Source organism: Colwellia sp. BRX8-7 (assembly GCF_014077275.1).
Taxonomy (GTDB): domain Bacteria; phylum Pseudomonadota; class Gammaproteobacteria; order Enterobacterales; family Alteromonadaceae; genus Colwellia_A.
The window spans coordinates 1-23,802 of the sequence record NZ_JACGVP010000028.1; the positions used below are offsets into that span (position 1 = coordinate 1).

A 23,802-nucleotide genomic window follows, 5' to 3' on the forward strand; every position below is an offset into this window, starting at 1 on the left:
AAACCTCCGGTATCCGCTTTAGTTTGAAGGACTATTTAACCCTTGTAGATGAAACAGGTCGCGTAATAAGAGCAGACAAACGAGGCGCTATCGAGACTAAAATCGCAAATATTCTGTCAAGACTTCACATCAGCGATGACAGTTGGCTCAAACTCACCACAAACTTTGAAGGTATATTCACGGGCGCAGTCGGCACCGCAGAGCATTTGTGTGAATTTACTGAGCACGTAGGGTTAAAGCGAGCACACGGTAAAGCAAATGCACAAGCTTGTTTGAATAGCGCGTAAACTTAACTACATGCAAAAACAGCACTAAGACCACAAGAAAACACGGCTACCTTGGGGAGAAGTAAACTTGCCTGAAATTCACTCATTTAATCAACATCTATAAAAATCGATATGCAAAGGCTTACAAGATGAAATACATGCATTGTTGTTGACCAATGGATAGCGTGTTTTAGAGCATTATCATTGCGTAGCATTATTATGGGTGGCATAGTAATTTTTTTTATCATGGGTGGCATAGTAATTTATTTCAGAGCATTATTATTGCTAGAATTATTATGGGTGGCATAGTAATTTCTTATTGCTAGAATTATCATGGGTGGCATAGTAATTTCAGACCTAAATATTATCTTTGCTCATCATTTTCAATGGCATTATGTTGAAAAGTATTTTTCTGTTCTTTACGCCAGCGACCAGGGCTTAAACCATAGTCTTTCTTAAAACGGTGAGCAAAGCTTGCACTATCGCCATAGCCTACGGTGTCAGCTATTTGATCAAGATTATATTGTGTATAACGAAGTAAGTAGCAAGCGTATTCTAGGCGAGTGTGAGTTAATAGTTTGATTGGTGTCATCCCCATTTCTTTCTTACATAAACGAAAGAAATGCGGCTCAGACATATGCATTTCTGCAGCTAATTGCTTAACAGTCCACGGCAGTTGCAATTGCTTATTTACACGACGTATTAGAGAGTGAAATTTTTGTTGTTGCTTTGTTAGTTGCTGCCCCATGTTCAGTGTTTGCGCAATTTGATAAATTAAAACTTCGACTAAGCGCAGTACAATATCTGATTGATACATACTCTCGCCGTGTTTGAATTCTCTAATAAGTGACATCGTTTGATAAAGTTTCTCTGCATTCGCACTGGAATAAACGGAAGGTTGAAGTTGATGAACAAACTTATATTCAGAACAGTCATGCAGTAATAGCCAACACATATCCCAATATTTCCCCGAAAGTTCATACAAAAAAGGGGTTCCTGCTGGCAGTAAAAGCACACTGCCGGGTTTAACTAAATATTCGTTGTTACCAAACTTGATCTTTCCCTCCCCTGCATGAGTAGAAATTAAGTAATGAACATGCCTATTGCTGTTTTCATTACCTAAACAAACTTCTCCTTTACCTATTTTGCCTATTTGATATTCAGTTTGTAAATACGACAACCCCGCAAAGGCTATGAAACTATCAGCTTGCCCTGGTAATTTATCAAAATTAATAAAGTCCTCAATACAATCAGGATGAATATTTAAAATATCTTGCCACATAGAATTACCAAAATGATAGTTTTAAACATGATACATGACAATTTCAATTATGTTTTTTTTATCACTATATTTTATAATTCTATGCAATATTATAGTAACCCCTAATGACTAAAACCAATGCGTAACATCGAACCTTCATCATTAAAGCAAAGCATTAAATTAGCTTGGCCTATCTCTTTACAAAGCATATTGGTCACCATGCTAGGCATGAGTGACATAATGATGGTTGGGCATTTAGGCGATACGGCCGTTGCTTCTGTTGGGCTGGGTAACAGAATTCAATTTGTTTTTTTAATCATTTTAGCGGGACTCGCTTCAGGTGTTGGTACTTTATCTGCGCAACACTTTGGCGCGGGTCAAATTGGTGTGATTAGACAAGTCATTGTTAAAACACTTGTTATTGCAGCAGGGATTTTACTGCCTATATTACTCATTACTTTCTTGTTTTCTGACAATATCATGGGGATTGCCACAACAGATCCCAGCGTTATAAAAGCAGGAACAAACTACCTTTGGCTGACCATGCCTAGCTTAATTTTTGTTGTCATTGTGATGATATTTGAAAACGCGTTAAGGGGTCTTGGGCAAGTAGTCTTCCCCATGTTAATTAGTACCATCGCTATTATTACCAATATTCTTTTAAACTATTGGTTAATCAAAGGTGGCTTAGGTATAGAGCCAATGGGTGTTATTGGCGCTGCGCTAGCAACACTAATTGCGCGAGCACTTCATGCTTTATTAATACTGGTCTACTTAGCAAAGGTTAAGCACAGTATTTTTCCAACAACCTTCTTTTGTGCTAGTTTTTATAACAAACAAGAGTGGACTAAATTACTCACCTTAGTTTGGCCTATGATGCTAAGTTTTGGCGTGTGGTCACTAGGCACTTTTGTATATCAACTGATATATGGACGTATTGGAACACAAGAACTTGCTGTAATGAGTCTATTAGCGCCAATGGAAGGATTATTGGTTTCATTCTTTTTTGGTTTTGCTTCTGCTTGCGCTATTTTAGTTGGGCAGCGCTTAGGTAGAAACGAATTTATAACGGCATGGATTTTAGCAAAACATTACGCCATTAGTGCGCCAATTGTTACCTTTTTATTAGCCTTGATTTTACTTCAATGTGAGTCTTTAGTCTTTATGCCTTATAGCAATTTGTCTCCAGAAACAATGGCACTGTCCCATGATGTTTTTGTATTGATCACCTTTGGCACTTGCTTGAAAGTATTTAACTTAACTATGTCTATGGGGATATTACGCGCAGGTGGTGATAACAAATATTGCATGTTAATTGATATATCAGGCATGTGGATTTTAAGCATTCCATTAACGTTGGCGGCGGCATTTTACTTTAAGTTACCACTATATTGGGTAGTTCTCATCTCTTACTCTGAAGAAATAACTAAAGCATTTATGTTTGTTTTCAGAATGAGAACGAAGCTTTGGTTAAAAAACCTAACGGCTGAAAGTGTTGCCTAGTTGAACCAATTCGATTAAGTTGCACACAGCTAAAACTTGAGTAACTAATGTATATTTCCAAGTTGTAATCAAATCAGAAAGTCGTAAAATCTACATTGCAGTCACTCACCTTTTCTAAAATTCAGATGAAATAGAGTATTAGTTCTATGGCGAAAACGCCCCCTATAGCCATAGAATTAAAATTTATGTCAGCTTTAAGATCTGAAAGTTGACGTTTGATATTTTGACTGATCTTATTCCGCAATGCGCTCGCAGAACACGTTAACACAGTTATTTAATGATGTGTTTCGAATGATTATTAAGGTTCACTTATACGAGACGTCAGGTTCCAACTTTATTTGGAGTGTTTCGGGTACTTTTTTAATAAATAAAACTTACTGCCACATTTTTTCTATCTTTATTCAGAAAAGCCCATTTTTGCTCAACGGTATAAGTCGGCTTGCTTGTTTTTTTTGTTTCGATCTTTATTTGGCTTCTACACTAATGAGTGATTAATTAGCGATAAACTTATGAATACGTATGTAGCTTAGCTGTAAATTGGTGTCAGTCCTTTATGCTTGATGTAATAAAAAAACATCAGGAATATCTATGAAAAAAATTATACTCAGCCTTGCTTTACTGATTTCATCTCACAGTTTATTTGCACAAACCCTTAAGTTAGCGTCACCCGACGGAAAAATAATTCTCAGTGTTAGTGACCAAGGAAAACCTAATTACGAAATGAGCTTTTTAGGTGAAAGCATTATAAAACCCTCCCGCTTAGGCCTAGCATTCAAAGATACTATCGCTTTTAGTGACGGTTTTACTATTTCATCGAGTGAAACCCAATCAGCCAAAGAGGTATGGCAATTACCTTGGGGTGAACGTAAAAATGTGACTGATGAACACAATGAATTATTAGTGACTTTTTCAAGAAATAATAAAAAACACACTAAAGAATTCAAGGTACGTTTTCGATTGTTTAATGACGGCATTGGTTTTCGTTACGAAGTGCCAAAACAACAAGATATTGATCACGTTGAAATCATTAATGAATTCACCGAATTTGTTGTAAACGACGCGGATAAAGCGACCGCATGGTGGATTCCAGCACGTGGCTGGAATCGTTATGAATACATTTATAATACCACCAAGCTAGCTTCGGTTGACCGCGCCCATACACCTTTTACTTTTAAACTAGACTCGGGCATTCACCTTAGTATTCATGAAGCGGCATTAGTTGATTATGCTGCTATGACGATTAACCAAAAGCGTCCTGGTGTCTTAAAAGCCGATTTAACACCTTGGTCAGACGGCACCTTAGTTAAAACAAAAACCAATTTCAAAAGTCCATGGCGTACTATTCAAGTCAGTAAAGATGCGGTTGGCTTACTCAATTCTGACCTGATATTAAACCTTAATGAACCGAATAAATTAGGTGATGTATCTTGGGTTGAACCGGCTAAATATTTGGGGATTTGGTGGGGAATGCACATTAACGCCAACACCTGGGGCAGTGGCGACAAACACGGTGCAACCACCAGTGAAACCATGCGTTATATCGACTTTGCCGCTGAACATGGTTTTTCTGGGGTTTTGGTTGAAGGCTGGAACCTAGGCTGGGATGGCGACTGGTTTTTCAACGGCGACGTGTTTAATTTCAGTAAAGCTTATGATGATTTTGATATTGCTGCCGTATCAGCTTACGGTGAAAAGAAAGGGGTTCAATTAATTGGCCACCATGAAACCTCAGGTAATGTGACTAATTATCGTAATCAAATGAGTGATGCTTATGCACTTTATGAAAAGTACGGCGTAAGACAAGTAAAAACAGGTTATGTTGCTGACGGTGGCGATATTAAACGCATTGATGAAAAAGGCATAGTTCACAAAGAATGGCATGACGGCCAGTTCATGGTGAGTGAGTATTTACACAGTATTACTGAAGCAGCGAAATACAAAATTAGTATTAACACCCATGAACCGATTAAAGATACCGGTTTGCGCAGAACCTACCCTAACTGGATTTCAAGAGAAGGCGCTCGCGGCCAAGAATTTAATGCTTGGGGCACACCACCAAACCCGCCTGAGCATACCACCATTTTACCCTTTACTCGCATGTTAGCTGGACCAATGGATTTTACACCAGGCATCTTCGATATGAGTTTTAATGGCTTGGGTGATAAAAGTAATCGCCCACAAACTACGCTAGCAAAACAATTAGCATTATACGTGGTGCTTTATAGCCCTATTCAAATGGCGGCTGATTTACCTAAAAACTATCAAGCAAATTTAGCCGCATTTCAATTTATTAAAGATGTACCAACCGATTGGCATGAGAGTATAGCGATTGCTGGTGAGGTCGGTGAATATGTTGCTTTTGCTCGTCAAGAAAGGGGGGGTGATGATTGGTTTATTGGCGCATTAACCGATGAGCAAGCACGCACGTTAACATTGCCGTTAAATTTTCTTGATAAGAATAAGCGCTATCAAGCACAAATTTATCGCGATGGTAAAAACGCAGAGTGGATTAACAATCCCTATGAAATGATCATTGAAAACAGGCAAGTCACCGCTAACGACCAATTAGTCTTACCCTTGGCGACAAGTGGCGGTGCTGCGATTCGTTTCAAAGCATTATAATCAATTGATATTTATAATTTAAACAGCGTAAAGAGTAGCATAAGTCTTACTTGTGCTACTCTTTTTACAACCCCAGATACCGAGAATACCCCAAAGCCACAACATTAATAAAAATAGCGAGCCAGAGCACAAAAATAAAAGACCGTTTTTGGGTTTTATGTCGAAAAGCTTGTTGAGCTAATAGCGCTCCTGGCCATCCGCCAAGTAGCGCAAAGACCTGTAGTGTTTTTTCTGAGATGCGCCATAGCTCTTTTATCGCATTTCTTTTGTCGATGCCATAAAGTACAAATGTTAGTAAACTTAAGATCAAGTAACTCACTAGCACCCATAACGCTATTTCTTGCATCATAAAGAGCAGACCAAGAGCCATTAAAAATAAAAAAACGACACTTTTTGAAAACATATTTATAGCTCGCACAATATACTTTGTAAGCACAACGCTAGTCATTCGCGATGGTTACCATAGTTTATCGATAAGAGTTCATCGATATACTGGTTGAAGATAAAATTAAAAAAACCGATTATTTAACAATAGTCGGTTTTGATTCACTTTCTTACTTGTTAAATATCAATTGACGATAAGTTTTTAAAATCAACTAGATGGGCGTTCTTTCTTGAGTTTAATAATCAAGTCGATATGAGGAATAAGCTCCTCTATTTCTCGAATATGATCCCGCAAGCTTTCCCATTGCGTTAATTCTAATTTACCCGAGTCTAATATGGCGAGTTTTAGTTCACTGACTAACGAATTCTCATCGACTTGCTCTATAAACTCATTAATACGTAATAGGTTGTCTAATTCTGCTTGAGAAATTATTTCTATATCACTACTTTTTGTCATCGCTAACTCTTTAAAAAAACACTATAAAAACAAGTATAGCCAAGCTTTATTTTTTTGCTCAACATCGATAAAGCTAAAGGTATTTTAATTGTCACAATTTAGTAAGAAAAAAGTCATATTCAACTTGTAAAGTGCCTCACGTTAACTAAATAAAGCTCAATAAGGGATACTCATGGAACATAATAACTTTGATGAATATGATGAAATATTTAGCCTTTTCGACGGTTTACTCACGGATCAAAAAGAATCGCGCTCACGAAAAAGAAAGTGGCGAGAAATTGAAACGTATAAAGATAGAAAACGATTACGCCAAGAGCTTCATGATTTACAAGATTACTCGTCTTAATCATTAGCGTTTGGAGTAAGTAGACATTACTCCAAACTCTGCATAATTTAATCCGTTATGATTGGGCAAAATCAACCAAGGTTTTGCCAGTCATACGGTAACCTACCCATTCATCTTGAGACACAGCACCTATCGCTTGATAAAAATCACGTGAGGGCTTATTCCAATCTAAACAGCTCCATTCAAAACGTGCACAATCATTATCAATAGCGGTTTTTGCCATGTTTTTTAATAATTTTAAACCCGCACCTTTCCCTCTATGCTCTGGCGTTACGTATAAATCTTCAAGGTATAAACCTGACTTTGCTAACCACGTTGAATAATTATAAAAATAAATCGCCATGCCAATAGCCACACCATCGAGTTCACAAATTAAGCCGTGTACTTGTGTATTTGTACTAAACATACTGTCTTTTATGGTTTCAACTGTTGCGTACACTTCATGTTCAGCTTTTTCATAAATAGCGAGTTCTTTAATAAAAGTGAATAAAAGTTCGGCATCATCTATGCTTGCTTCACGTATCGTTATCTCAGACATTTTACTTCCTTATTTTCTTCATTAATTTTTTCCATAGCATACCAGTACCAAGATATTTAAACACCTGCCCTGCAATGTCACATAAATAAACAACAAGGTTGAACTAATATCAAAAATTAGCTCTAAGTAAGAGATTAAAAGATAATTAAACACTTCTGGTAAACTTTTTAAAGTTTGTCTCTGTTTAGTAAATCACTTTATCGATACAATATAACAAATGAGTTATCGCCATTAAAAAAGGAAAGTCTGTGTTCAATAAAATAGCTTCACTCGCCTTATTCACCTTTATCACTTTACCGGTATTTTCAGCAGAGGTCAGCTCGACAGCAAAGTTAACCGCCGATTACGCCGTGCAAACCTATCAAAAATCTATGGTTGCTAGCTTAGCCGAGTTAGTAAAATACAATACCTTAGCAATTGATGGTGTTTCGGCTAATGACAACCCTGAACATATAGCTTTTAAAGCCGAATTAAAAAAACAAGCTGAAGATTTAGGCTTTGATTATACCGACGACGGTTATGTTGTTGTTATTGGCTTAGGCGAAAGCACAGAGCGCTTAGGAATAATTACCCACGGTGACGTACAACCAGTAAACCCCAAAAAATGGCAAAAATCTCCGTTTGAACTTGATACAACTTCAGAGCCCGGCAAACTTATCGCTCGCGGTACCGAAGATGATAAAGGGCCAATATCAACCGCGCTCTTTGCAATGAAAGCCATTAAAGACAAAAATATAACGCTCGACAAGCGTATTGAATTGTATGTTTACATGGCAGAGGAATCAGACTGGGGTCCATTAGAAGCTTATATTAAGACCCATACATTGCCACAAATCAATATTACCATTGACGCTGAATACCCTGTTGTCACCGCTGAAAAAGGCTACGGGACAATAAAAATAGCCTTTAATAAAAATAAATATACCGGTTTAGATGCTTACCTCAGTGAATTTAGTGGTGGTTTTTTTGGTAGTCAAATACCTGAAGATGCTAAAGTGGTGATTGAAAATGCTGACCTTAGTTTACTGCAACAACTAATGGATAAGGCAAGAGAATATCAAGGTGTTAGTTTTGATTTAGAATTAAAAGGAAGCACCTTAACGATTACTGCATTAGGAAAATCAGCTCACTCATCGAAGCCAGAAGAAGGCCTAAATGCCATTCCATTTTTAGCGGGTTTATTATCGCAAACTCGCTGGCCTAGCAATGGTGCAGGTACATTAGTTAACTTTATTAATGATAATATTGGTTTAGGTTTAGAAGGGAAAAAGTTTGGTAACATAGCCTACAGTGATGACTTTATGGGACCTATGACGGTTTCACCCACGGTTATTAAGCAATTGAAAAATAATATTGAATTGAATATTAATATTCGTCGTCCGCGTGGTAAATCAGCGCAACAGCTAACGGAAGAAATTAATCACGTCATCGCGACTTGGAAGCTAACAAATATGGCTGACATTACCGAGCTTGAACATTATATTGGTGACCCTTTTATTCAAAACGATGCACCACATATTGACACATTACTGGCTGTATTTTCACACTTTACCGGTATAAAGGACGCTAAGCCTATTGCTATCGGTGGCGGCACAAATTCACGCTTATTTCCAAATGCAGTAAGCTTTGGGCCATCAATGCCAAATGCTAATTATACCGGCCATTCTGAGCATGAATTTATTACCATGAAACAGTTCGTTTTAAATTTAAAAATGTATACCGCCGCTTTAGTTGAAATGGCTGCAGCCAAAACACAGTAACGAGTAGTGCAGTACTAAAGAACAGGAGAGGTTATGAAAAAAACATGTATTGTTACCGGAGGAAGTTCAGGTATTGGTCTAAGCATAGTGAAATTATTTACGGATAAAGGCTATCAGGTTTTTAATTTAGACTTACAACCAAGCAACCTTGCCACACTGCGCGGTGCTGATATTAACTGTGACATCAGTAATGTTGAGCAAGTACAAAGTATTATCAGTAATATAGCTAAAACAGCGACTATTGATGCTTTAGTCTCAAATGCTGGCATTCACTTTTCAGGAAATATTGAGAACACGTCAGCCGCTGATTTAGATAAAGTCCTTAACATTAATGTTAAGGGCGCGTATGCCGCGATAAAAGCGGTACTACCCCATATGAAAGCCAATAAAAATGGCGCTATTATCTTAATGGCATCTGACCAAGCATTAATTGCCAAGCAAAATTCATTTGCCTATAACATTAGTAAAGTCGCGCTCGCTTCGATAGCAAAAACCACCGCGCTTGATTACGCTAGCTTTAACATTCGTGCCAATGCTGTGTGCCCCGGCACAATAGAGACCCCTTTGTATCATCAAGCGATTGATCATTATTGTCAACGCTCTGGCGCTAACAAAGCAGAGGTTCACGCTGAAGAAGCGGCTTTACAGCCGTTAGGTCGTTTAGGTCAACCCGAAGAAGTCGCTGAGTTAGTTTATTTTTTAGCATCAGATAAAGCTAAGTTTATCACTGGTAGTTTACAAGTGATTGATGGTGGTTATACTGCGCAATAATTCACTTGGTAGTTATAACAACAGCTAGCGTTTAACGACAGTTAAAAGAGAATACTAGAAATTGCGATACCCTTTTTTTTGTTGGTAATAACAACTAAGTGGCAACTTCTCTGAAGGAAAATTCAACAGGATGTTTTCAATGATACATTTCAGTTCAGGCCTTAATGAACATAGGGTAATATGAAAATAATTGATCCTCACTTGCATTTATTTAACCTTGAACAAGGCCACTATCAGTGGTTAAAAACTGATAGTCCACCTTACTGGTCAGATAAAAAAACCATTAGACAAAGTTTCACAGAAAAGGACTTAGCTTTATCTGTTCCTCTGCAACTTGCGGGTTTTGTTCACATCGAAGCCGGATTTGATAATCAACAGCCTTGGCGAGAAATTGCTTGGTTAGAAGATAGCTGTTCCCTACCCTTTAGAGCTATTGCTGGCGTTAATTTACTTTTACCAACAAGCGAGTTTCAACAAATACTAGATAAGCTTGATAAATTTGAGTCCGTAGTCGGTGTTCGTGACATTCTAGATGAAAATGCCTGCGCATATTTATCAAATCCGCACGTTAAGGAAAACTTAGCCCGACTTTCCCAGCAGCAGTTGATTTTTGAATGCCAAATGGCGTTAACTGATGTGGTAGCGACCGAGCAATTAATAGCGGTTATCAATGAACTGCCGGCATTAAAATTAGTCATTAATCATGCAGGTTGGCCACCCGAAGATATTGACAGTAAACAATGGCAAAATTGGCAAAGTGGCATACAAGCACTAAGTGGTTATGAAAATGTTGCCATTAAATGCTCGGGGTTTGAAATGGTTAATCGCCAATATAGTGACCCGTGGCAACAGCATGTCATCAAACATTGTTTAGCTACCTTTGGTTTAGATAAAACCATGCTAGCCAGTAATTTTCCTTTGTGTTTATTTAAAAGTAGTTATCAAAAAAACTGGATGTTCCATTTCGAAAACCAACCATTATCAACAACTGAGCTTGAATTATTATGTTATAAAAATGCCTTGCGCATCTACAAAATCCCTATTTAAGCCATAAATTAAGAAGAAAAATCTACCCATAAGACCTTAGATAAAATACTATTTCATTACCTCGCACTTTTATGGTGAATTAATGGATAACTTCGACAGAAAAATTCTTAAAATCTTACAAAATGACTGTACGCAGCCAGTCAGTGAGGTTGCCGCTCAAGTGGGGCTTTCAACAACCCCATGCTGGCGACGTATTCAAACTATGGAGAAAAATGGTGTTATAAAAGGGCGGGTTGCCTTGGCCGATCCTGAAAAGTTAAATGTTGGCTTAACCGTTTTTGTGATGATTAAAACCAACCAGCATAATTCTGATTGGCTTGATGATTTCAGTATCAATTCAAAAGAGTTTCCAGAAATTACCGAGTTTTATCGAATGAGTGGCGAAGTAGACTATTTACTACGTGTCGTTGTTTCTGATATGAAAGCCTACGATGCTTTTTATAAAAAACTCATCGGCCAAGCCAGCTTTGCCGATATTAGCTCAAGCTTTGCCATGGAAGAAATTAAATATACGACCGCACTACCCGTTGATTATATCTAACGCGTGATAAAAAAGGATGGCGATTAGCCATCCTTTTTACCTTCAGACATTGAAGCTGATTACTTTAATGAATTAACCGTAACATGCGGTGAGCGTTTCACGACTTCATCATTTAATTCAATGCCTAAACCTGGTACTTCTGTCACTTGGAAAAAGCCATTTATCGGTTGTGGGTCTTGCAAACACAATTCACGATTCCAATGCTTAGTCGCATAAGTATGATGCTCATGGATTAAAAAGTTAGGAATTGCCGTTTCTAAATGCAAAGACGCTGCTGTTGCTACTGGGCCGCCACAAACATGGGCTTGAATACGAATATCGTAGACATCAGCATAGTCACAGACTTTTTTAGACTCGGTAAAACCACCACATAAACCCACATCGGGCTGAAGCACATCAATACTTTGATCTTCAAAATATTGGCGTACATCCCAACGATGATATAAACGTTCACCACCGGCAATGGGGACATTAACCCGTTCAGCCACTTTTTTATGCACTTTCGCGTTTAAATAATTAACCGGCTCTTCGTACATCATACAGCCAACTTCTTCAACAATTTCACCCATTTGAATCGCAGAAGCAGCGCCCATTAATGAATGTGATTCGAAAATAATATCAACATCTTCACCGACGGCATCACGAATAGCGCGTAATCGGTCTCCAAATAAACGCATCTGCGGCTTGGTAAATAATTTAGTGCGATCGAACGATGATGTGCCATCGGCATTATAAACAATAGGATCTACTTTTACCGCGTCGTAGCCTTCAGCTACCGCTTTTAATGCAGCTTCAGCATATTCTTCTGGTAAAAATAACTTCTTAACTTCAACGTCCCAATCAAACTGTAATTGGCTAGCGTAGGTACGTAATTTATCATTAACTTTGCCGCCAAGCAGTTGATAGACAGGCACACCTAATGCCTTACCTTTAATATCCCAAAGTGCGGTATCAATAGCACTCATTGCAGAATAAAGCACCGGCCCACCACCTAATCCCCAGAAACTTTCGCGCAGCATTCGAGACCATAACAATTCGGTTCTAAAAGGGTCAAAACCAATTAAAACTGCTTCGGTAATTTCTTTAATCATCGCCGCTGCAGCACTATGCCCCCAATCGTAAGCAAGACCTGCTTCACCAACCCCCGAGATACCTTCATCGGTATGAACACGAATAAAAACAGGGTTCCAACCGGCGCGAGCTGGACATTCAATATCAAAAATTTCTACGTGAGTGACTTTCATTTTATCTTCTCTAAATATGTGAGTGTTTGTCGCAGAGAACTTATTTCAATAGCGGCATAACGAGGTGTAAAGACAACTTTATTATTAGGTCGCAAAGCTAGGATCAGCGCGATAGACTTTCCTGACCATCGCCGGCCAAGCCTTTTGACCGCCGGTACTGCCCGTATGAACGATATTTGCTTGCGATTTTATACCATCAACAATGCTTTGATCGACTAAAATGGTTGCCATACCGGTTGCCATTACTTGTAGTTGTACTTGACAAGCACGTGTTAAATCATACATATGCATAAAAGCATCGCCAATGGTTTCACCTAAAGTTAAACCACCATGGTTTCTTAATAGCATAAAGTTTGCCGAGCCCAAGTTATTTTGTAAGCGAAGTTTTTCGTCAGCATTTACCGCTAAACCTTCGTAATCATGATAGCTAAGAGAAGCCAGTGCGAACATAGCGTATTGACTTAACGGCAACAAACCTTCTTGTAAACTTGCCACCGCAATGGTTTCATTAGTGTGTAAATGCAAGACACATTGCGCGTCATGGCGAGCTTCATGGACAGCGCTATGAATAGTAAAACCTGCAGGGTTAATTTCAAAAGGACATGCTGGGTCAATAATATTACCTGCTATATCTATTTTAACCAGATTCGATGCGGTAATTTCATCAAAAGCTAAACCGAAAGCATTAATGAGTAAATGCTCAGAATCAGGTATGCGTGCTGAGATATGAGTATAAATTAAATCATCCCAGCCATGCATAGCGATAAGACGATAACAAGCCGCTAAATCGATGCGTGTTTGCCACTCTTGTGCTGACACTTTATTTTTTAAGTTAATCTGTGGGATAGTTAACATTAAAGTCCTTTAAAGAATTATTATTCTATAATTTTAAATCATCGATAATACAAATCAAACCGCTAGTGTAATAAATTACAATTAAAGGCTAGATAAAAATCAGCTAAGTTAAGCAAATTGGTATCAATTAAATAAACATCTTAATTAAACTACCAATGAGTAAAACAAACACCAAAATAGGAATGATTTTTGAATACTTAGCTTGCTCTTCTTCACCCATAGGTTTGCCAAAACGCTCACCTAAAATAACCATTAAGGCAATACCGGCAAAAACAGCTAATAAAATCATGATTAAAGTCATTATTTCTCCTATTATTAATCTCTAAACCAATTGCACATTGCATTAGCTAATTATTCAATTACCATAGCAAGATAACAAGCAAAAATATGTAAACAACAATATGACTGCACCTGATAACTTTGCTGAGAAGCGACGCTTTATTATAAGATTAGGCAAAGCTTTGCATAAGTTTGGCACGCCTGCTTATCGTCTTGAAGCACATCTTCAAGATGTTTCGACATTTCTCGAATTAAAAGCATGTTTTATCATCACACCCACGGCTCTGACTTTTGTCTTATCTGAAGATGAAGAGAACCAACAATATAATCATGTTATTCGAGTAAAGCCAGGTGATCTTGATTTAGGTTCACTGGCACGAACAGATGAACTAGTTGATGAATTAAGTTCGGGTCAACGCACGTTATCTGAGGCCATTGAACGACTTGATGATATCGCTAATAAACCCAACCCTTACGGTCGTTTTCTTACCTTTTTAGCGTTTGGTGCTTCAAGTGGTGCTTTTTCGATGCTAATGCACACCAGCTGGAACGATGTATTTTGGTCGGTATTATTAGGCTTTGTTGTTTGCTTATTTACCTTTTGGGCCGAATACTCACGCCGAGTTACCGAAACTTTAGAACCAATTGCAGCCATTACCACCGCCCTACTAGCCTCGGCCATTACGCTAATTGACCCAAGTATTAATATGCCCTTGGTTATTCTTTCAGCCATCATTGCTTTTATACCCGGCTTAGCATTAACACTAGGCTTAGCTGAGTTAGCCGCTCGACATCTAATGTCGGGTACTGCGCGTATTATGGACGCGGTAATGATGCTATTTAAGCTTTATTTTGGCGCGGTATTAGGCATGGCGTTAGGAAAGTTATTTTGGGGCGAAGTGTTATATGTTACCCCCGCCAGCATGCCTGTTTGGACAGCATGGGCGGCAGTGACCACTTTATCTATAAGCTTAGTTATATTATTTCGCGTCCGTAAAAAAGACGCTCCATGGGGAATTATTTCTGGCTATGTTGCATTTGGTGCTAGCATTATTGGTGCCGCTTACTTAGGCCCCGCGCTTGGCGCTTTCGTTGGTGCCTTTGTTTTAGGTATGTATGCTAATTTATTCTCACGTATTATGAGATTACCTTCAAGCATTGTTAAGCTATTAGGTTTAGTCGTGCTGGTGCCTGGAAGTAAAGTTTATATCGGCTTAAACAGTGCGGTATCCGGAGTGAATATGTTAAATACTAATAATATTGGTTCTGAAGCCTTCCTAATTTTTATGTCGCTTGTCGCTGGCCTTGTTTTTTCAAATGTTGCCTTACCTTCTCGTAAAACGTTGTAATAAAGTACGCTAATGAAACCAGTTAACAAAAAGACAGCATATCACCATGGCGACTTACGCAGTTCTCTCGTTGAAACGGGCGCCGAGATGATTGAAGAGGCAGGAATTGAAGGACTGTCATTACGTAAACTTGCTGAGCGTATTGGTGTTTCTCGTACAGCAACCTATCACCACTTCAAAAATAAAAATGATTTACTTTGTGCGATAGCTGCACTGGGGTTTATTCAATGGACAAGTATTTCTAATGCTATATTTGACGATAAAGAGCTTTCAGGAGAAGAAAAATTTCGTCAGTTTGTTCATCAGTACATAACATTTGCTACCGAAAATGCTTCAATTTACGAATTAATGTTTGGTAAAACAATTTGGAAAAAAAACAATAGCGATCAAGCTTTGCGTGATATCGCTTATCCTAGTTTTAATTACCAACTAGAAATGACCAAAACTTGGCAGCAACAAGGCTTATTGATTGAAGACGAAAATAGCTTACGTTTAGCACAGGTAACTTGGGGTACATTGCACGGTATTGTGCGTTTACTAATTGATGGAATTTACCTTGATACCAGCCATATTGATGAAATGTGTGAATGTGTCGTCAAGGTTTTTATTCACCAACAAAAATTATAATAAGGGTTAGGCATGTCTGAAGACAATAACAATAAAACCGCTCAGTTTGACCAGTTTTTTTCTATTAGTTATCCTTTCAATGTCAATGCAACTATCATTGAAACCGATACAGCGCCAAGTTATCAATGTTTTATGAACACCATGCCGATGCCGTTTAAAATGGCCTCTGAAATAGTCACCCTTGACCAAGCTGCATTGCGCCCACTGCAAACCCTTGGTAGCGTTGCGGGACAATTAGTTGATTATTTACATCATCAAGCTAAAAAAATAGACTTACTGGTTAGTTATATTTTGAGCGAGCAAGACAACGAAATGCAACGTTACCAAGGCACTCATTTTGGTGGTGGCGGCGTTATTTTTACCAGTAAAAATCTTTTTGATACCGGCCAATTTATTACCTTGAAAATATTTCTCCTTGATGATAATTGTGCAATTTACTGTTGTGGGGAAATAATTTCAGCAACAACTACAAGCGATGAACTCACTAGCTACAAAGTTATTTATCATCATATTAGAGAAGAAGACCGTGAAATATTAGTACGTTGTAGTCTTCATCAGCAATCAAAACAGTTGCAGGTTTTAGCGCAACAGCGCAATGAGCTATCAGCAAAAGAAAAGTAATTTAGCGCGTAAAAGTATTTCTCCGTTAAGTCTAGCTGATATAAAGCACACTTTAGCGCCTATTCCTTGTTGAGTAAGTCAAAAACCGTTAGCGTGATCACCATAAAATTTCAGGAAGATAGTTATGAACATGAATAAAAGATCTTTTTTAAAAGCGGGTGGTGCAAGCATTGCTGCGTTATCCGTATCAGCTTCAGCATTTGCCTCATCAACGAAAGAAAGTCAGTCAAATAGCCAAGTACTAAAAGACATCACCAAAGATGTTGCTGGCATTACTTCTGCAGAGCGTGAAGCTCGGATAGTAAAAGCTCAGCAATTAATGCAGCAAATGAATATTTCTGCGCTTATTATTGAGCCCGGTGCCGCCATGGATTATTTCTCTGGTATTCAATGGTGGCGCAGCGAACGCTTAACAGCTTTAGTGATCCCTCAACAAGGTAAAGTGGCGGTAGTTTGTCCCTTTTTTGAAGAGCCTAGTATTCAAGAAAGTTTAGCTATTGATGGCGACATTCGTGTTTGGCAAGAGCATGAAAGCCCGTTCGAGCGTATCAAACAAATACTAGCAGACCGAGGTATTAGCCTTACCAAAGGGACGATTGGTTTTGAAAACTCGGTACGTTATTTTGTTCAACACGGTGTAATGAGTTTATTATCAACTCTTCAACATGTCAGCGCAGAACCCGTTACGCGTGGTTGTCGCATTATTAAAAGTCACCATGAATTGCAACTGATGCATAAAGCTAATGAGGTAACACTATTAGCCTATAGCGAGGTATATTCAAAGTTAGAAGTGGGTATGACTTCTGCACAGGTTAAAAGCTTGATGAGTAATGCACAAGCTACGTTAGGGGGAAAAGGCGCGTGGAATATGGCCTTAATAGATCAAGCAAGTGCTTTCCCTCATGGCAGTAAAAAGAAGCATCTAATTAAAGAAGGTTCTATTGTATTAATGGACTGTGGCTGTAATGTCCATGGTTATCAGTCAGACATTAGCCGAACCTTTGTGATGGGTGAGCCAACAAAGCGTCAACGTGATGTTTGGCAAACGGTACGTACCGGCCAAAAAATAGCCTTTGAGCAAGCGCAAATAGGTAATGCTGCGGGTACTGTTGACGATGCGGTACGAAAATACTATCAAGCACAAGGATTCGGTCCTGATTATAAATTACCAGGTTTGTCGCACAGAACTGGTCATGGCATAGGTATGGAAGGTCATGAAAGCGTTAATTTTGTTCATGGTGAACAAGAAAAGTTAACAGCTGGTATGTGTTTTTCTAATGAGCCTGGCATTTATATACCTGGCGAATTTGGTGTAAGACTTGAAGACTGTATTTACATGACCGATAAAGGCCCACAGTGGTTTACTATTCCCCCAGACTCGCTAGATTCTCCGTTAGGTAAGCTTGCTAAACTCGCTTAACACACTATTTATAATCTACAGTAGACTGTTTTTTAGCAAACTCATCAGTAACAGTGGCTTCACTTTATCCTAAAAAAAAGGAGTAACGGATCTTCCTTACTCCTCCTGTTTTTATAACGCAGGATACAATGAAATAACCAATAAAAGTGCCATGGTAATATTAAAAACTCTCAAGCGTTTTTGGTTAGTTAACAACACTTGTATTTTCTGCCCTAAAACAACCCAAGAACTGATGCAGGGTAAATTGATTAGCCCAAAGACAATCGCCACTAACAACACCGAGGTAAAACTCTTAGATGGAGCATAAAGGCTTATTGACGTTAGCGCCATTGTCCAAGCTTTAGGGTTAACCCATTGAAATAAAACAGCTTGAATAAAGCTAAAAGGTTTATGATTTGACGTTTGTTGTTCGACATGACTGGTAGAGCTAGCTATTTTGAATGCTAAGTAGAGTAAATAAACAATACTGACCACTTTTAGTATTTGATAACTCACCGGGAAACGATCAAATAATTGAATAACACCTAGCCCAACTAAAGCAATCATCAGTGTAAATCCAATGCCAACTCCTAATAAGTGAGGGGTTGTTTTTTTGAAACCATAATTTGCACCAGAATTCATTAACATCAAGTTATTTGGCCCTGGTGTTATTGAAGACACAAAGGCAAAAATAGTTAAGGCTGATAGTATGTCTATATTCATTGTTATTTTGCTCTTAATTGTTTGAGAGACAGGTTAAATTTCAAGCTATTTTCACTTAAATGCTCAGATGTTATATCACAAAGTTATACTGGAAAATCACCTAAGGGCGCTTATTATTAATATAGGAGTTTTAAGTACTAAATATAGAGGCTGGATGACTTAACCCTTGGTAGTGGCAAAGATCAAAGAAGGCTGGGTAGATGTATCATTTTACATGGGGATAACGCATAGAAAAATATCTATAACGCATAGGTAAGTGGGTGAACATAGCCCTCCCATCTTACCCATTTGTTATATATTATTGCTTAGATAGCAACAACTTTATTTGCACATGGACCTTTTTGTCCTTGTCCAACTTCAAACTCAACAGCTTGGCCGTCAGCCAATGTAGCGTATTCACCGCCAGATTGGATTTCTGAATGATGAACAAACAAATCTTTACTGCCGTCTTCTGGAGTAATAAATCCGAAACCTTTATCCGCATTAAACCACTTAACTATACCTTTACTCATAACACTCTCTTTATCATTGGTGAAAAATATAAACCTAACTTGCTATCACCATTACAAGTCAGGATTTGAATCTTATTAATACAAACTATATTTAACATTATAGACTGTATTTATAATTAACGGTGCGCGCCACCTTTCTTTTTCATATTGACTACTTTTCGAGCTATATCAAGTAATTCAGGTGAAACATCTTCAGCACCATCTTTTATTAGTTTACTCACATCACCGGATGAAAAGAATGAGCCACGTTCAGCTTTTACGCCTAATGATCTTACAAAATCTTTTGTTTTACCTGTACTACCCGTATCAATATACTTAAAAATAATTTGTTCATTAAAACTTTGTGGTTCTTGCTTTAAAGTAGCAATAGTATTGGTAAGTAATGTTATTTCCGATCCTAACATTTCTATTAATTCGGCAATATCTGAATATGGTTTCATTAAATTATTTAGCTCTTATAATATTATCTGATAATGCCAACAGGCTATCATTTTACAGGAGAAGCAAGTCAGTATAACTAGCCTGCTTAAAAAATTATTATACAGTGAATGCCTCTGAGTAAACAGTCTCTATTTTAATAGCCCAGAGCAATGATGAATTATTGTTACTTTTTTAATAATATTACTTAATGAATGCCCATCTTATTGGTCGACAAAACCGCCACTGCCTCATATTCAATGTTCAATGTTCACCATAACTTTCCTACAATGAGATTATATTATTTAAAATTCTAAGTTTAATCACTTATTTTGATTAAAGGTTGTCATTTATTACGCTTGATTGTTTCTCTCGTAAGTCTATAATCCGCATAATTATTATATAACTAACCACAATAAAAATGAAAAAATCATACAAAAAAAACGTAAATATATATCTTGTCATTTTTTTGTTATTAAGTCTTTGTATTTCCTATTTAGCGGTAGCGAAAACAGATACCCCAGAGATGAAGACTAAGGCAGTTTTTGGTCAAATAGAATCGGCTTTATTAATTTTAAAAAGTAACAATCAATTCACTAAAAGCAATATCAGAAGTGTATTAACCCAATATCTTCTGCCTGAGGTAGATATTCAATATTTCAGTTATAAAGTTATTAATCAAAATTTGCCCAAACTATCTGCCGAACTTAGGACTGAGTTTGTGACTGAGTTATCAAATCAATTAATAAATACTTATACCAACTTATTAAGTAAATATAGTGGTGAGTCAATGACCATCGGTACAGGGTCATTATCAAAAAGTGGTAAAATGTCGATGGTCAACATAACGATTACCGGTGAAAGTAAAGTCAACAAAGCGGTAGTAAAGTTACTGATATCAAAAGAAGGCACTTGGCAGTTCTTTGATATCATCATTGAAGGCATTAGTTTATTAGATGCAAAGCAAAAAGAAATAAATTCAAGTTTCAGTAAGTTAGGTGTCGAAGGTACACTGTTACATCTAAAAAGTATTAATCAAAGAAGCCTCACTTCTTTATAAAAATCAAGGTAGGTACAATCGTTCTAATGGAATGGCTTAATCATACGAATAATTTCAAAGCACTTTCAGCAGTACTCGCTAATAATAAATTTGTTATTGCGCTATTGTTTATTTCTATTTTTTATATGATTAAATATCTCATTGTAAGAAGAATAAAACGAAAATCAAAACAAGATAAAAGATTACAAATCAATGTAGTCAATAATATATTTACGGTATTAATAATCGTGATGGTTTTTAATATTTGGTCTGAAGAAATTCAAAAATTTGCTTTTTCGATTGCTGCTTTATTGTAGCAATTGTCTTAGCAACCAGAGAGTTTATTCAATGTTTTATTGGTTTTGTTTATATCCTGTCAAGTCGACCATTTCGTATTGGTGACTGGGTACAAGTTGGCAATCATTACGGCGAAGTGCATTCAACAGACTGGGCAAAACTAACACTGTTAGAGGTAAATGTAGATGATTATCAATACACAGGTAAAACGCTATACCTACCCAATAGCCAGCTAATTACTTCGGTTATTAAAAACCTTAACTTTTTAAAACGATATGCAATGCATCATTTTACCATTGTCAGAGATGACAGTGTTAATCCCTTCGAGTTTATTGATGAGTTGTATACTAGAGCAAGTTTATATTGTAGTGACTTTAAAGAAGTTGCAATCCGCTATAACCAACTGATTGAAAACCGTTTAGAGGTCAACATCACAGGCCCTGAGCCACATATTCAAGTAGCAACTTCTGAGGTTGGTGATACGCAAATATTTTTTACTATATTTTGCCCAACAGAGATAGCATTAGAAATAGAGCAGAAGTTAACTGCTGATTTTATGACATTGTGGTTTAAGCAAAAAATGGTTTCGTCAACTTTATCAAACTAATGTAATATCACTAATTATCAAGTCACTCAATCACGATTTACTTCTTGACTGAGTGACTTTTTAGACGCTAACATTTTGATAAATTAAATTATTTTTTATCGTTATTCAATAAAGTAAGCGTGCCATCGAGGTGCACATCGCGTTGCGGAAAAGCAACAACAATATTATTCTCTTCAAACAATTCCTCTAATCGAAATCGAATATTACTTCTAGTCACTCTTAAAGCCGTTTCTCCAGTTGAGTTTATCCAAAAATTTACATAAAACACTAATGAATTATCACCAAAGTCTTCAAAAACAACGACGGGCATTGGCGTGGTCAATACTTCTTTTTGTGCCAGTGTCGCTTCTAAAATAAGATCCGCTACTTTTCTAGCCCGAGTACCATAAGCAACCCCAACAGAAACACTTGTTCTCACTAAACTATCTCGAAGCGTCCAATTCACTACCGTATTTTCAAGTAGTTTACTGTTAGGAATAAGCAGATGAACACCATCAACACGTCTAATACGGGTTGAACGGGTGTTAATTTCTTCTACGACACCTTTGGCATTTTCAACTTCTAAAAAGTCACCAATTTTAATAGGTCGTTCCCACATTAAAATCCAACCACTGATAAAGTTGTTAATAATGTTTTGTGCGCCAAAACCAAAACCAATCGCGATTGCACCCGATAAAAAGGCAAAAGCGGTGATCGGCACATTAATCAAATCTAAGGTGGTGATCAACAATATAACTATCGCAATCACATAAAAAACACGCTGTAATAAGTGTATAATATTTGGATCAGTTTTTTTGGTCGTTAAACGCTTGGTTATAAACCTTACGCCCCACTTAGTGAGTAACAACCCAAGGTAAATAATTAGCGGAATTAACAGTAACCCACCCAATGTTACTGGTTGATCAGCAATAGTAATAACCTTAGTAGATAAGATTTCTTTTATTTGTGTAAAGTTCATAAAATCCCTTAATTTAACGACTTTTTATTTTGATCCTAAAAAGACTTTTGATGGGTCAACAAGAAAGCGTTTACCCAGTGCTTCTCTTCCTAACAGCATTAAATAACTCATATCAGAGCGATCTGTTAAGGTTATTTCAATTGACCACCTGTCTTCGCCAAGTACGATGGGGGTTTCTATAACGTAGCGTTGCTCTGTAGTGCCATTTGACGATTTAACTTTACGCATATCGCTAATGGGCGCCGTACATTTCTGCATGGCATCCACATTATGCATATCAGGGTGTAGATCAAACGTCACACTATGTACGCCATCAATAATTAATTTTTTAATATTATCAACATGTAACGACGACGTTTTTGCGCCGGTATCAACTCGCACTTGTAAGTCATCAATAGCTAAGTCTGGCAAAGCTATTGACTCTAAACGCCCGATAACAACTTTATTCGCTTTTTTCATACGGTTTCCTAACTGTCGTCATTTTCAGGTAAAAGCTGCTCTTGCACATTTTCAATATGACCTGCAATTTCTTCATCATTTTCACTGAAATAAGCGACATGAAACATGGCTTCACCTTCTTGAACTAAAGGTATGTTTTGCTTACCAATTAAAATGCCTGAGCGTGTTGCTTTAACCGAATCAAATATTGCACCGTATGGACTACCAATTTCGGCTAACACTTGACCTTTAGTGATCTGATCGCCCAAATTTACAATATTATGAACAATACCACTAGCGTTAGCGCGTACCCATTGGCTGCCATTAGCAATAAACGGCATACGTTTTTTCTTCTTGGTGCGGACAACTTTTCTGGTCATACCTAAATGCTGTAATACATTTAAGATACCTTTCATGCCCGCTCGAATTGAAAACTCATCAAAACGCAGCGCTTCACCCGCTTCATATAAGAGTATTTTCGTTTCGCTTTTAACGGCTGATTCTCTTAACGAGCCGTCAACTAAAGTAGAATTCAACACAACCGGCACGCCAAACACTTCCGCCAAGGCTTTGGTATCGGGATCAGACATATCCGCCCTAATTTGTGGCAGGTTTGAACGATGAATTGCCCCAGTATGTAAATCGATACCGTAATCACAATGCTTAACGATTTCGTTGAGAAATATATAAGCAACGCGTCCTGCTAAAGAGCCTTTCGCAGAGCCGGGAAAACAGCGATTTAGATCACGACGGTCAGGCATATAGCGACTTTGATTGACTACGCCATAAACATTAACCATAGGAACAGCAATAACCGTGCCTCGCGTTATTTTAAGTTTCTTTTCGTGGATCAAGCGTCGAATAATTTCAATACCATTTAATTCGTCGCCATGTACCGCCGCACTCAAAAAAATAGTGGGCCCCGGTTTTTTAGCGCGAAT

The 23,802-nt window shown here is 37.6% G+C and carries 27 protein-coding genes and 1 pseudogene; 15 read left to right on the forward strand and 13 right to left on the reverse strand.

Annotation, left to right across the window (positions count from 1 at the left end; all coding sequences use genetic code 11):
* A pseudogene (locus tag H4J57_RS18390) lies at positions 1–287 on the forward strand (transposase); the annotation flags it as partial.
* Between the two features lie 343 nt (positions 288–630).
* Here H4J57_RS18390 and H4J57_RS18395 read toward each other — a convergent pair.
* Positions 631–1,548, reverse strand: coding sequence for an AraC family transcriptional regulator (locus tag H4J57_RS18395; RefSeq protein ID WP_182243850.1), 918 nt, complete (start codon positions 1,546–1,548; stop codon positions 631–633).
* Positions 1,549–1,665: 117 nt separating this feature from the next.
* Here H4J57_RS18395 and H4J57_RS18400 point away from each other — a divergent pair, with 117 nt between their 5' ends.
* The gene (locus tag H4J57_RS18400; protein WP_182243851.1) at positions 1,666–3,030 is read left to right on the forward strand and encodes an MATE family efflux transporter; all 1,365 of its coding nucleotides are present in this window, start codon (positions 1,666–1,668) and stop codon (positions 3,028–3,030) included.
* Between the two features lie 588 nt (positions 3,031–3,618).
* Positions 3,619–5,652, forward strand: a complete 2,034-nt coding sequence (locus H4J57_RS18405; protein ID WP_182243852.1) for a glycoside hydrolase family 97 protein — start codon at positions 3,619–3,621, stop codon at positions 5,650–5,652.
* A 64-nt stretch (positions 5,653–5,716) separates the two neighbouring features.
* Here the strand turns inward: H4J57_RS18405 and H4J57_RS18410 are convergent, their stop codons facing one another.
* Both H4J57_RS18410 and H4J57_RS18415 read right to left on the reverse strand, forming a co-directional pair.
* A complete protein-coding gene (locus H4J57_RS18410; protein ID WP_182243853.1) occupies positions 5,717–6,055 on the reverse strand; it encodes a DUF1294 domain-containing protein in 339 nt (112 codons plus the stop codon).
* A gap of 189 nt (positions 6,056–6,244) precedes the next feature.
* Positions 6,245–6,493, reverse strand: a complete 249-nt coding sequence (locus H4J57_RS18415; RefSeq protein WP_070374411.1) for a hypothetical protein — start codon at positions 6,491–6,493, stop codon at positions 6,245–6,247.
* A 172-nt stretch (positions 6,494–6,665) separates the two neighbouring features.
* On the opposite strand from H4J57_RS18415, the gene H4J57_RS18420 reads away from it, so the two are divergent.
* Entirely contained in the window at positions 6,666–6,839 is a 174-nt protein-coding gene (locus tag H4J57_RS18420) for a DUF3545 family protein (protein WP_157470826.1), read from the forward strand.
* A gap of 55 nt (positions 6,840–6,894) precedes the next feature.
* Here H4J57_RS18420 and H4J57_RS18425 read toward each other — a convergent pair whose 3' ends face one another.
* Entirely contained in the window at positions 6,895–7,377 is a 483-nt protein-coding gene (locus tag H4J57_RS18425) for a GNAT family N-acetyltransferase (RefSeq protein WP_182218202.1), read from the reverse strand.
* A 248-nt stretch (positions 7,378–7,625) separates the two neighbouring features.
* Here H4J57_RS18425 and H4J57_RS18430 point away from each other — a divergent pair, with 248 nt between their 5' ends.
* The 4 genes from H4J57_RS18430 to H4J57_RS18445 all read left to right on the forward strand — a co-directional run bounded on the left by H4J57_RS18430 (position 7,626) and on the right by H4J57_RS18445 (position 11,496).
* Complete coding sequence (locus H4J57_RS18430) at positions 7,626–9,137, forward strand: dipeptidase (protein WP_182243854.1); 1,512 nt, start codon at positions 7,626–7,628, stop codon at positions 9,135–9,137.
* Between the two features lie 33 nt (positions 9,138–9,170).
* Positions 9,171–9,908, forward strand: a complete 738-nt coding sequence (locus tag H4J57_RS18435) for an SDR family NAD(P)-dependent oxidoreductase (protein WP_182243855.1) — start codon at positions 9,171–9,173, stop codon at positions 9,906–9,908.
* Between the two features lie 180 nt (positions 9,909–10,088).
* The gene (locus H4J57_RS18440) at positions 10,089–10,955 is read left to right on the forward strand and encodes an amidohydrolase (RefSeq protein ID WP_182243856.1); all 867 of its coding nucleotides are present in this window, start codon (positions 10,089–10,091) and stop codon (positions 10,953–10,955) included.
* 82 nt (positions 10,956–11,037) lie between these two features.
* Positions 11,038–11,496 carry an Lrp/AsnC family transcriptional regulator gene (locus H4J57_RS18445; RefSeq protein WP_182243857.1) on the forward strand — a complete coding sequence of 153 codons (459 nt, stop codon included), beginning with the start codon at positions 11,038–11,040 and terminating at the stop codon, positions 11,494–11,496.
* A gap of 59 nt (positions 11,497–11,555) precedes the next feature.
* On the opposite strand, the gene H4J57_RS18450 is transcribed toward H4J57_RS18445, so the two are convergent.
* The 3 genes from H4J57_RS18450 to H4J57_RS18460 all read right to left on the reverse strand — a co-directional run bounded on the left by H4J57_RS18450 (position 11,556) and on the right by H4J57_RS18460 (position 13,896).
* Positions 11,556–12,740: a mandelate racemase/muconate lactonizing enzyme family protein gene (locus tag H4J57_RS18450; RefSeq protein WP_182243858.1), complete on the reverse strand. Its 1,185-nt coding sequence runs from the start codon at positions 12,738–12,740 to the stop codon at positions 11,556–11,558.
* Between the two features lie 84 nt (positions 12,741–12,824).
* Positions 12,825–13,595, reverse strand: a complete 771-nt coding sequence (locus H4J57_RS18455; RefSeq protein ID WP_182243859.1) for a class II aldolase/adducin family protein — start codon at positions 13,593–13,595, stop codon at positions 12,825–12,827.
* A gap of 127 nt (positions 13,596–13,722) precedes the next feature.
* Positions 13,723–13,896 (reverse strand): hypothetical protein, encoded by a 174-nt coding sequence (locus tag H4J57_RS18460; RefSeq protein ID WP_157470829.1) that lies wholly within the window; start codon positions 13,894–13,896, stop codon positions 13,723–13,725.
* A 100-nt stretch (positions 13,897–13,996) separates the two neighbouring features.
* Here H4J57_RS18460 and H4J57_RS18465 point away from each other — a divergent pair, with 100 nt between their 5' ends.
* The 4 genes from H4J57_RS18465 to H4J57_RS18480 all read left to right on the forward strand — a co-directional run bounded on the left by H4J57_RS18465 (position 13,997) and on the right by H4J57_RS18480 (position 17,891).
* Entirely contained in the window at positions 13,997–15,223 is a 1,227-nt protein-coding gene (locus H4J57_RS18465) for a threonine/serine exporter ThrE family protein (RefSeq protein ID WP_070374419.1), read from the forward strand.
* A 12-nt stretch (positions 15,224–15,235) separates the two neighbouring features.
* Positions 15,236–15,850 (forward strand): TetR/AcrR family transcriptional regulator, encoded by a 615-nt coding sequence (locus H4J57_RS18470; RefSeq protein WP_182218213.1) that lies wholly within the window; start codon positions 15,236–15,238, stop codon positions 15,848–15,850.
* Between the two features lie 12 nt (positions 15,851–15,862).
* Positions 15,863–16,471 carry a PilZ domain-containing protein gene (locus H4J57_RS18475; RefSeq protein ID WP_070374421.1) on the forward strand — a complete coding sequence of 203 codons (609 nt, stop codon included), beginning with the start codon at positions 15,863–15,865 and terminating at the stop codon, positions 16,469–16,471.
* Between the two features lie 124 nt (positions 16,472–16,595).
* Positions 16,596–17,891, forward strand: coding sequence for a Xaa-Pro peptidase family protein (locus H4J57_RS18480; protein WP_182218215.1), 1,296 nt, complete (start codon positions 16,596–16,598; stop codon positions 17,889–17,891).
* Between the two features lie 111 nt (positions 17,892–18,002).
* Here H4J57_RS18480 and H4J57_RS18485 read toward each other — a convergent pair whose 3' ends face one another.
* The 3 genes from H4J57_RS18485 to H4J57_RS18495 all read right to left on the reverse strand — a co-directional run bounded on the left by H4J57_RS18485 (position 18,003) and on the right by H4J57_RS18495 (position 19,545).
* Positions 18,003–18,593 carry a LysE family translocator gene (locus H4J57_RS18485; RefSeq protein ID WP_182218216.1) on the reverse strand — a complete coding sequence of 197 codons (591 nt, stop codon included), beginning with the start codon at positions 18,591–18,593 and terminating at the stop codon, positions 18,003–18,005.
* A 305-nt stretch (positions 18,594–18,898) separates the two neighbouring features.
* Positions 18,899–19,105, reverse strand: a complete 207-nt coding sequence (locus tag H4J57_RS18490) for a cold-shock protein (RefSeq protein WP_070374424.1) — start codon at positions 19,103–19,105, stop codon at positions 18,899–18,901.
* A 116-nt stretch (positions 19,106–19,221) separates the two neighbouring features.
* Positions 19,222–19,545: a hypothetical protein gene (locus H4J57_RS18495; protein WP_182218218.1), complete on the reverse strand. Its 324-nt coding sequence runs from the start codon at positions 19,543–19,545 to the stop codon at positions 19,222–19,224.
* A gap of 503 nt (positions 19,546–20,048) precedes the next feature.
* Between H4J57_RS18495 and H4J57_RS18500 the strand changes: the two genes are divergently transcribed.
* From H4J57_RS18500 to H4J57_RS20185, 3 genes are all read left to right on the forward strand, one after another.
* Positions 20,049–20,582, forward strand: a complete 534-nt coding sequence (locus tag H4J57_RS18500) for a phospholipid-binding protein MlaC (RefSeq protein ID WP_259366896.1) — start codon at positions 20,049–20,051, stop codon at positions 20,580–20,582.
* Between the two features lie 26 nt (positions 20,583–20,608).
* Positions 20,609–20,878, forward strand: a complete 270-nt coding sequence (locus H4J57_RS20180) for a hypothetical protein (protein ID WP_259366895.1) — start codon at positions 20,609–20,611, stop codon at positions 20,876–20,878.
* Positions 20,879–20,955: 77 nt separating this feature from the next.
* Entirely contained in the window at positions 20,956–21,465 is a 510-nt protein-coding gene (locus tag H4J57_RS20185) for a mechanosensitive ion channel domain-containing protein (RefSeq protein WP_409049413.1), read from the forward strand.
* An 88-nt stretch (positions 21,466–21,553) separates the two neighbouring features.
* Here H4J57_RS20185 and H4J57_RS18510 read toward each other — a convergent pair whose 3' ends face one another.
* The 3 genes from H4J57_RS18510 to H4J57_RS18520 all read right to left on the reverse strand — a co-directional run.
* On the reverse strand, positions 21,554–22,423 hold the full coding sequence (locus H4J57_RS18510; RefSeq protein WP_182218223.1) for a mechanosensitive ion channel family protein: 870 nt from the start codon (positions 22,421–22,423) through the stop codon (positions 21,554–21,556).
* Positions 22,424–22,447: 24 nt separating this feature from the next.
* Positions 22,448–22,882, reverse strand: a complete 435-nt coding sequence (locus tag H4J57_RS18515) for a RimK/LysX family protein (protein WP_182218225.1) — start codon at positions 22,880–22,882, stop codon at positions 22,448–22,450.
* 8 nt (positions 22,883–22,890) lie between these two features.
* The coding region (locus tag H4J57_RS18520) for a succinylglutamate desuccinylase/aspartoacylase family protein (RefSeq protein ID WP_182243860.1) at positions 22,891–23,802 on the reverse strand (912 nt) is incomplete at its 5' end.

What these genes read in the sequence shown, in the direction of transcription:
- H4J57_RS18395 (WP_182243850.1), bottom strand. Translation starts at nt 1,548, where the DNA reads ATGTGGCAAGATATTTTAAATATTCATCCTGATTGTATTGAGGACTTT.
- H4J57_RS18400 (WP_182243851.1), top strand. Translation starts at nt 1,666, where the DNA reads ATGCGTAACATCGAACCTTCATCATTAAAGCAAAGCATTAAATTAGCT.
- H4J57_RS18405 (WP_182243852.1), top strand. Translation starts at nt 3,619, where the DNA reads ATGAAAAAAATTATACTCAGCCTTGCTTTACTGATTTCATCTCACAGT.
- H4J57_RS18410 (WP_182243853.1), bottom strand. Translation starts at nt 6,055, where the DNA reads ATGTTTTCAAAAAGTGTCGTTTTTTTATTTTTAATGGCTCTTGGTCTG.
- H4J57_RS18415 (WP_070374411.1), bottom strand. Translation starts at nt 6,493, where the DNA reads ATGACAAAAAGTAGTGATATAGAAATAATTTCTCAAGCAGAATTAGAC.
- H4J57_RS18420 (WP_157470826.1), top strand. Translation starts at nt 6,666, where the DNA reads ATGGAACATAATAACTTTGATGAATATGATGAAATATTTAGCCTTTTC.
- H4J57_RS18425 (WP_182218202.1), bottom strand. Translation starts at nt 7,377, where the DNA reads ATGTCTGAGATAACGATACGTGAAGCAAGCATAGATGATGCCGAACTT.
- H4J57_RS18435 (WP_182243855.1), top strand. Translation starts at nt 9,171, where the DNA reads ATGAAAAAAACATGTATTGTTACCGGAGGAAGTTCAGGTATTGGTCTA.
- H4J57_RS18440 (WP_182243856.1), top strand. Translation starts at nt 10,089, where the DNA reads ATGAAAATAATTGATCCTCACTTGCATTTATTTAACCTTGAACAAGGC.
- H4J57_RS18445 (WP_182243857.1), top strand. Translation starts at nt 11,038, where the DNA reads ATGGATAACTTCGACAGAAAAATTCTTAAAATCTTACAAAATGACTGT.
- H4J57_RS18450 (WP_182243858.1), bottom strand. Translation starts at nt 12,740, where the DNA reads ATGAAAGTCACTCACGTAGAAATTTTTGATATTGAATGTCCAGCTCGC.
- H4J57_RS18455 (WP_182243859.1), bottom strand. Translation starts at nt 13,595, where the DNA reads ATGTTAACTATCCCACAGATTAACTTAAAAAATAAAGTGTCAGCACAA.
- H4J57_RS18460 (WP_157470829.1), bottom strand. Translation starts at nt 13,896, where the DNA reads ATGACTTTAATCATGATTTTATTAGCTGTTTTTGCCGGTATTGCCTTA.
- H4J57_RS18465 (WP_070374419.1), top strand. Translation starts at nt 13,997, where the DNA reads ATGACTGCACCTGATAACTTTGCTGAGAAGCGACGCTTTATTATAAGA.
- H4J57_RS18470 (WP_182218213.1), top strand. Translation starts at nt 15,236, where the DNA reads ATGAAACCAGTTAACAAAAAGACAGCATATCACCATGGCGACTTACGC.
- H4J57_RS18475 (WP_070374421.1), top strand. Translation starts at nt 15,863, where the DNA reads ATGTCTGAAGACAATAACAATAAAACCGCTCAGTTTGACCAGTTTTTT.
- H4J57_RS18480 (WP_182218215.1), top strand. Translation starts at nt 16,596, where the DNA reads ATGAACATGAATAAAAGATCTTTTTTAAAAGCGGGTGGTGCAAGCATT.
- H4J57_RS18485 (WP_182218216.1), bottom strand. Translation starts at nt 18,593, where the DNA reads ATGAATATAGACATACTATCAGCCTTAACTATTTTTGCCTTTGTGTCT.
- H4J57_RS18490 (WP_070374424.1), bottom strand. Translation starts at nt 19,105, where the DNA reads ATGAGTAAAGGTATAGTTAAGTGGTTTAATGCGGATAAAGGTTTCGGA.
- H4J57_RS18495 (WP_182218218.1), bottom strand. Translation starts at nt 19,545, where the DNA reads ATGAAACCATATTCAGATATTGCCGAATTAATAGAAATGTTAGGATCG.
- H4J57_RS18500 (WP_259366896.1), top strand. Translation starts at nt 20,049, where the DNA reads ATGAAGACTAAGGCAGTTTTTGGTCAAATAGAATCGGCTTTATTAATT.
- H4J57_RS20180 (WP_259366895.1), top strand. Translation starts at nt 20,609, where the DNA reads ATGGAATGGCTTAATCATACGAATAATTTCAAAGCACTTTCAGCAGTA.
- H4J57_RS18510 (WP_182218223.1), bottom strand. Translation starts at nt 22,423, where the DNA reads ATGAACTTTACACAAATAAAAGAAATCTTATCTACTAAGGTTATTACT.
- H4J57_RS18515 (WP_182218225.1), bottom strand. Translation starts at nt 22,882, where the DNA reads ATGAAAAAAGCGAATAAAGTTGTTATCGGGCGTTTAGAGTCAATAGCT.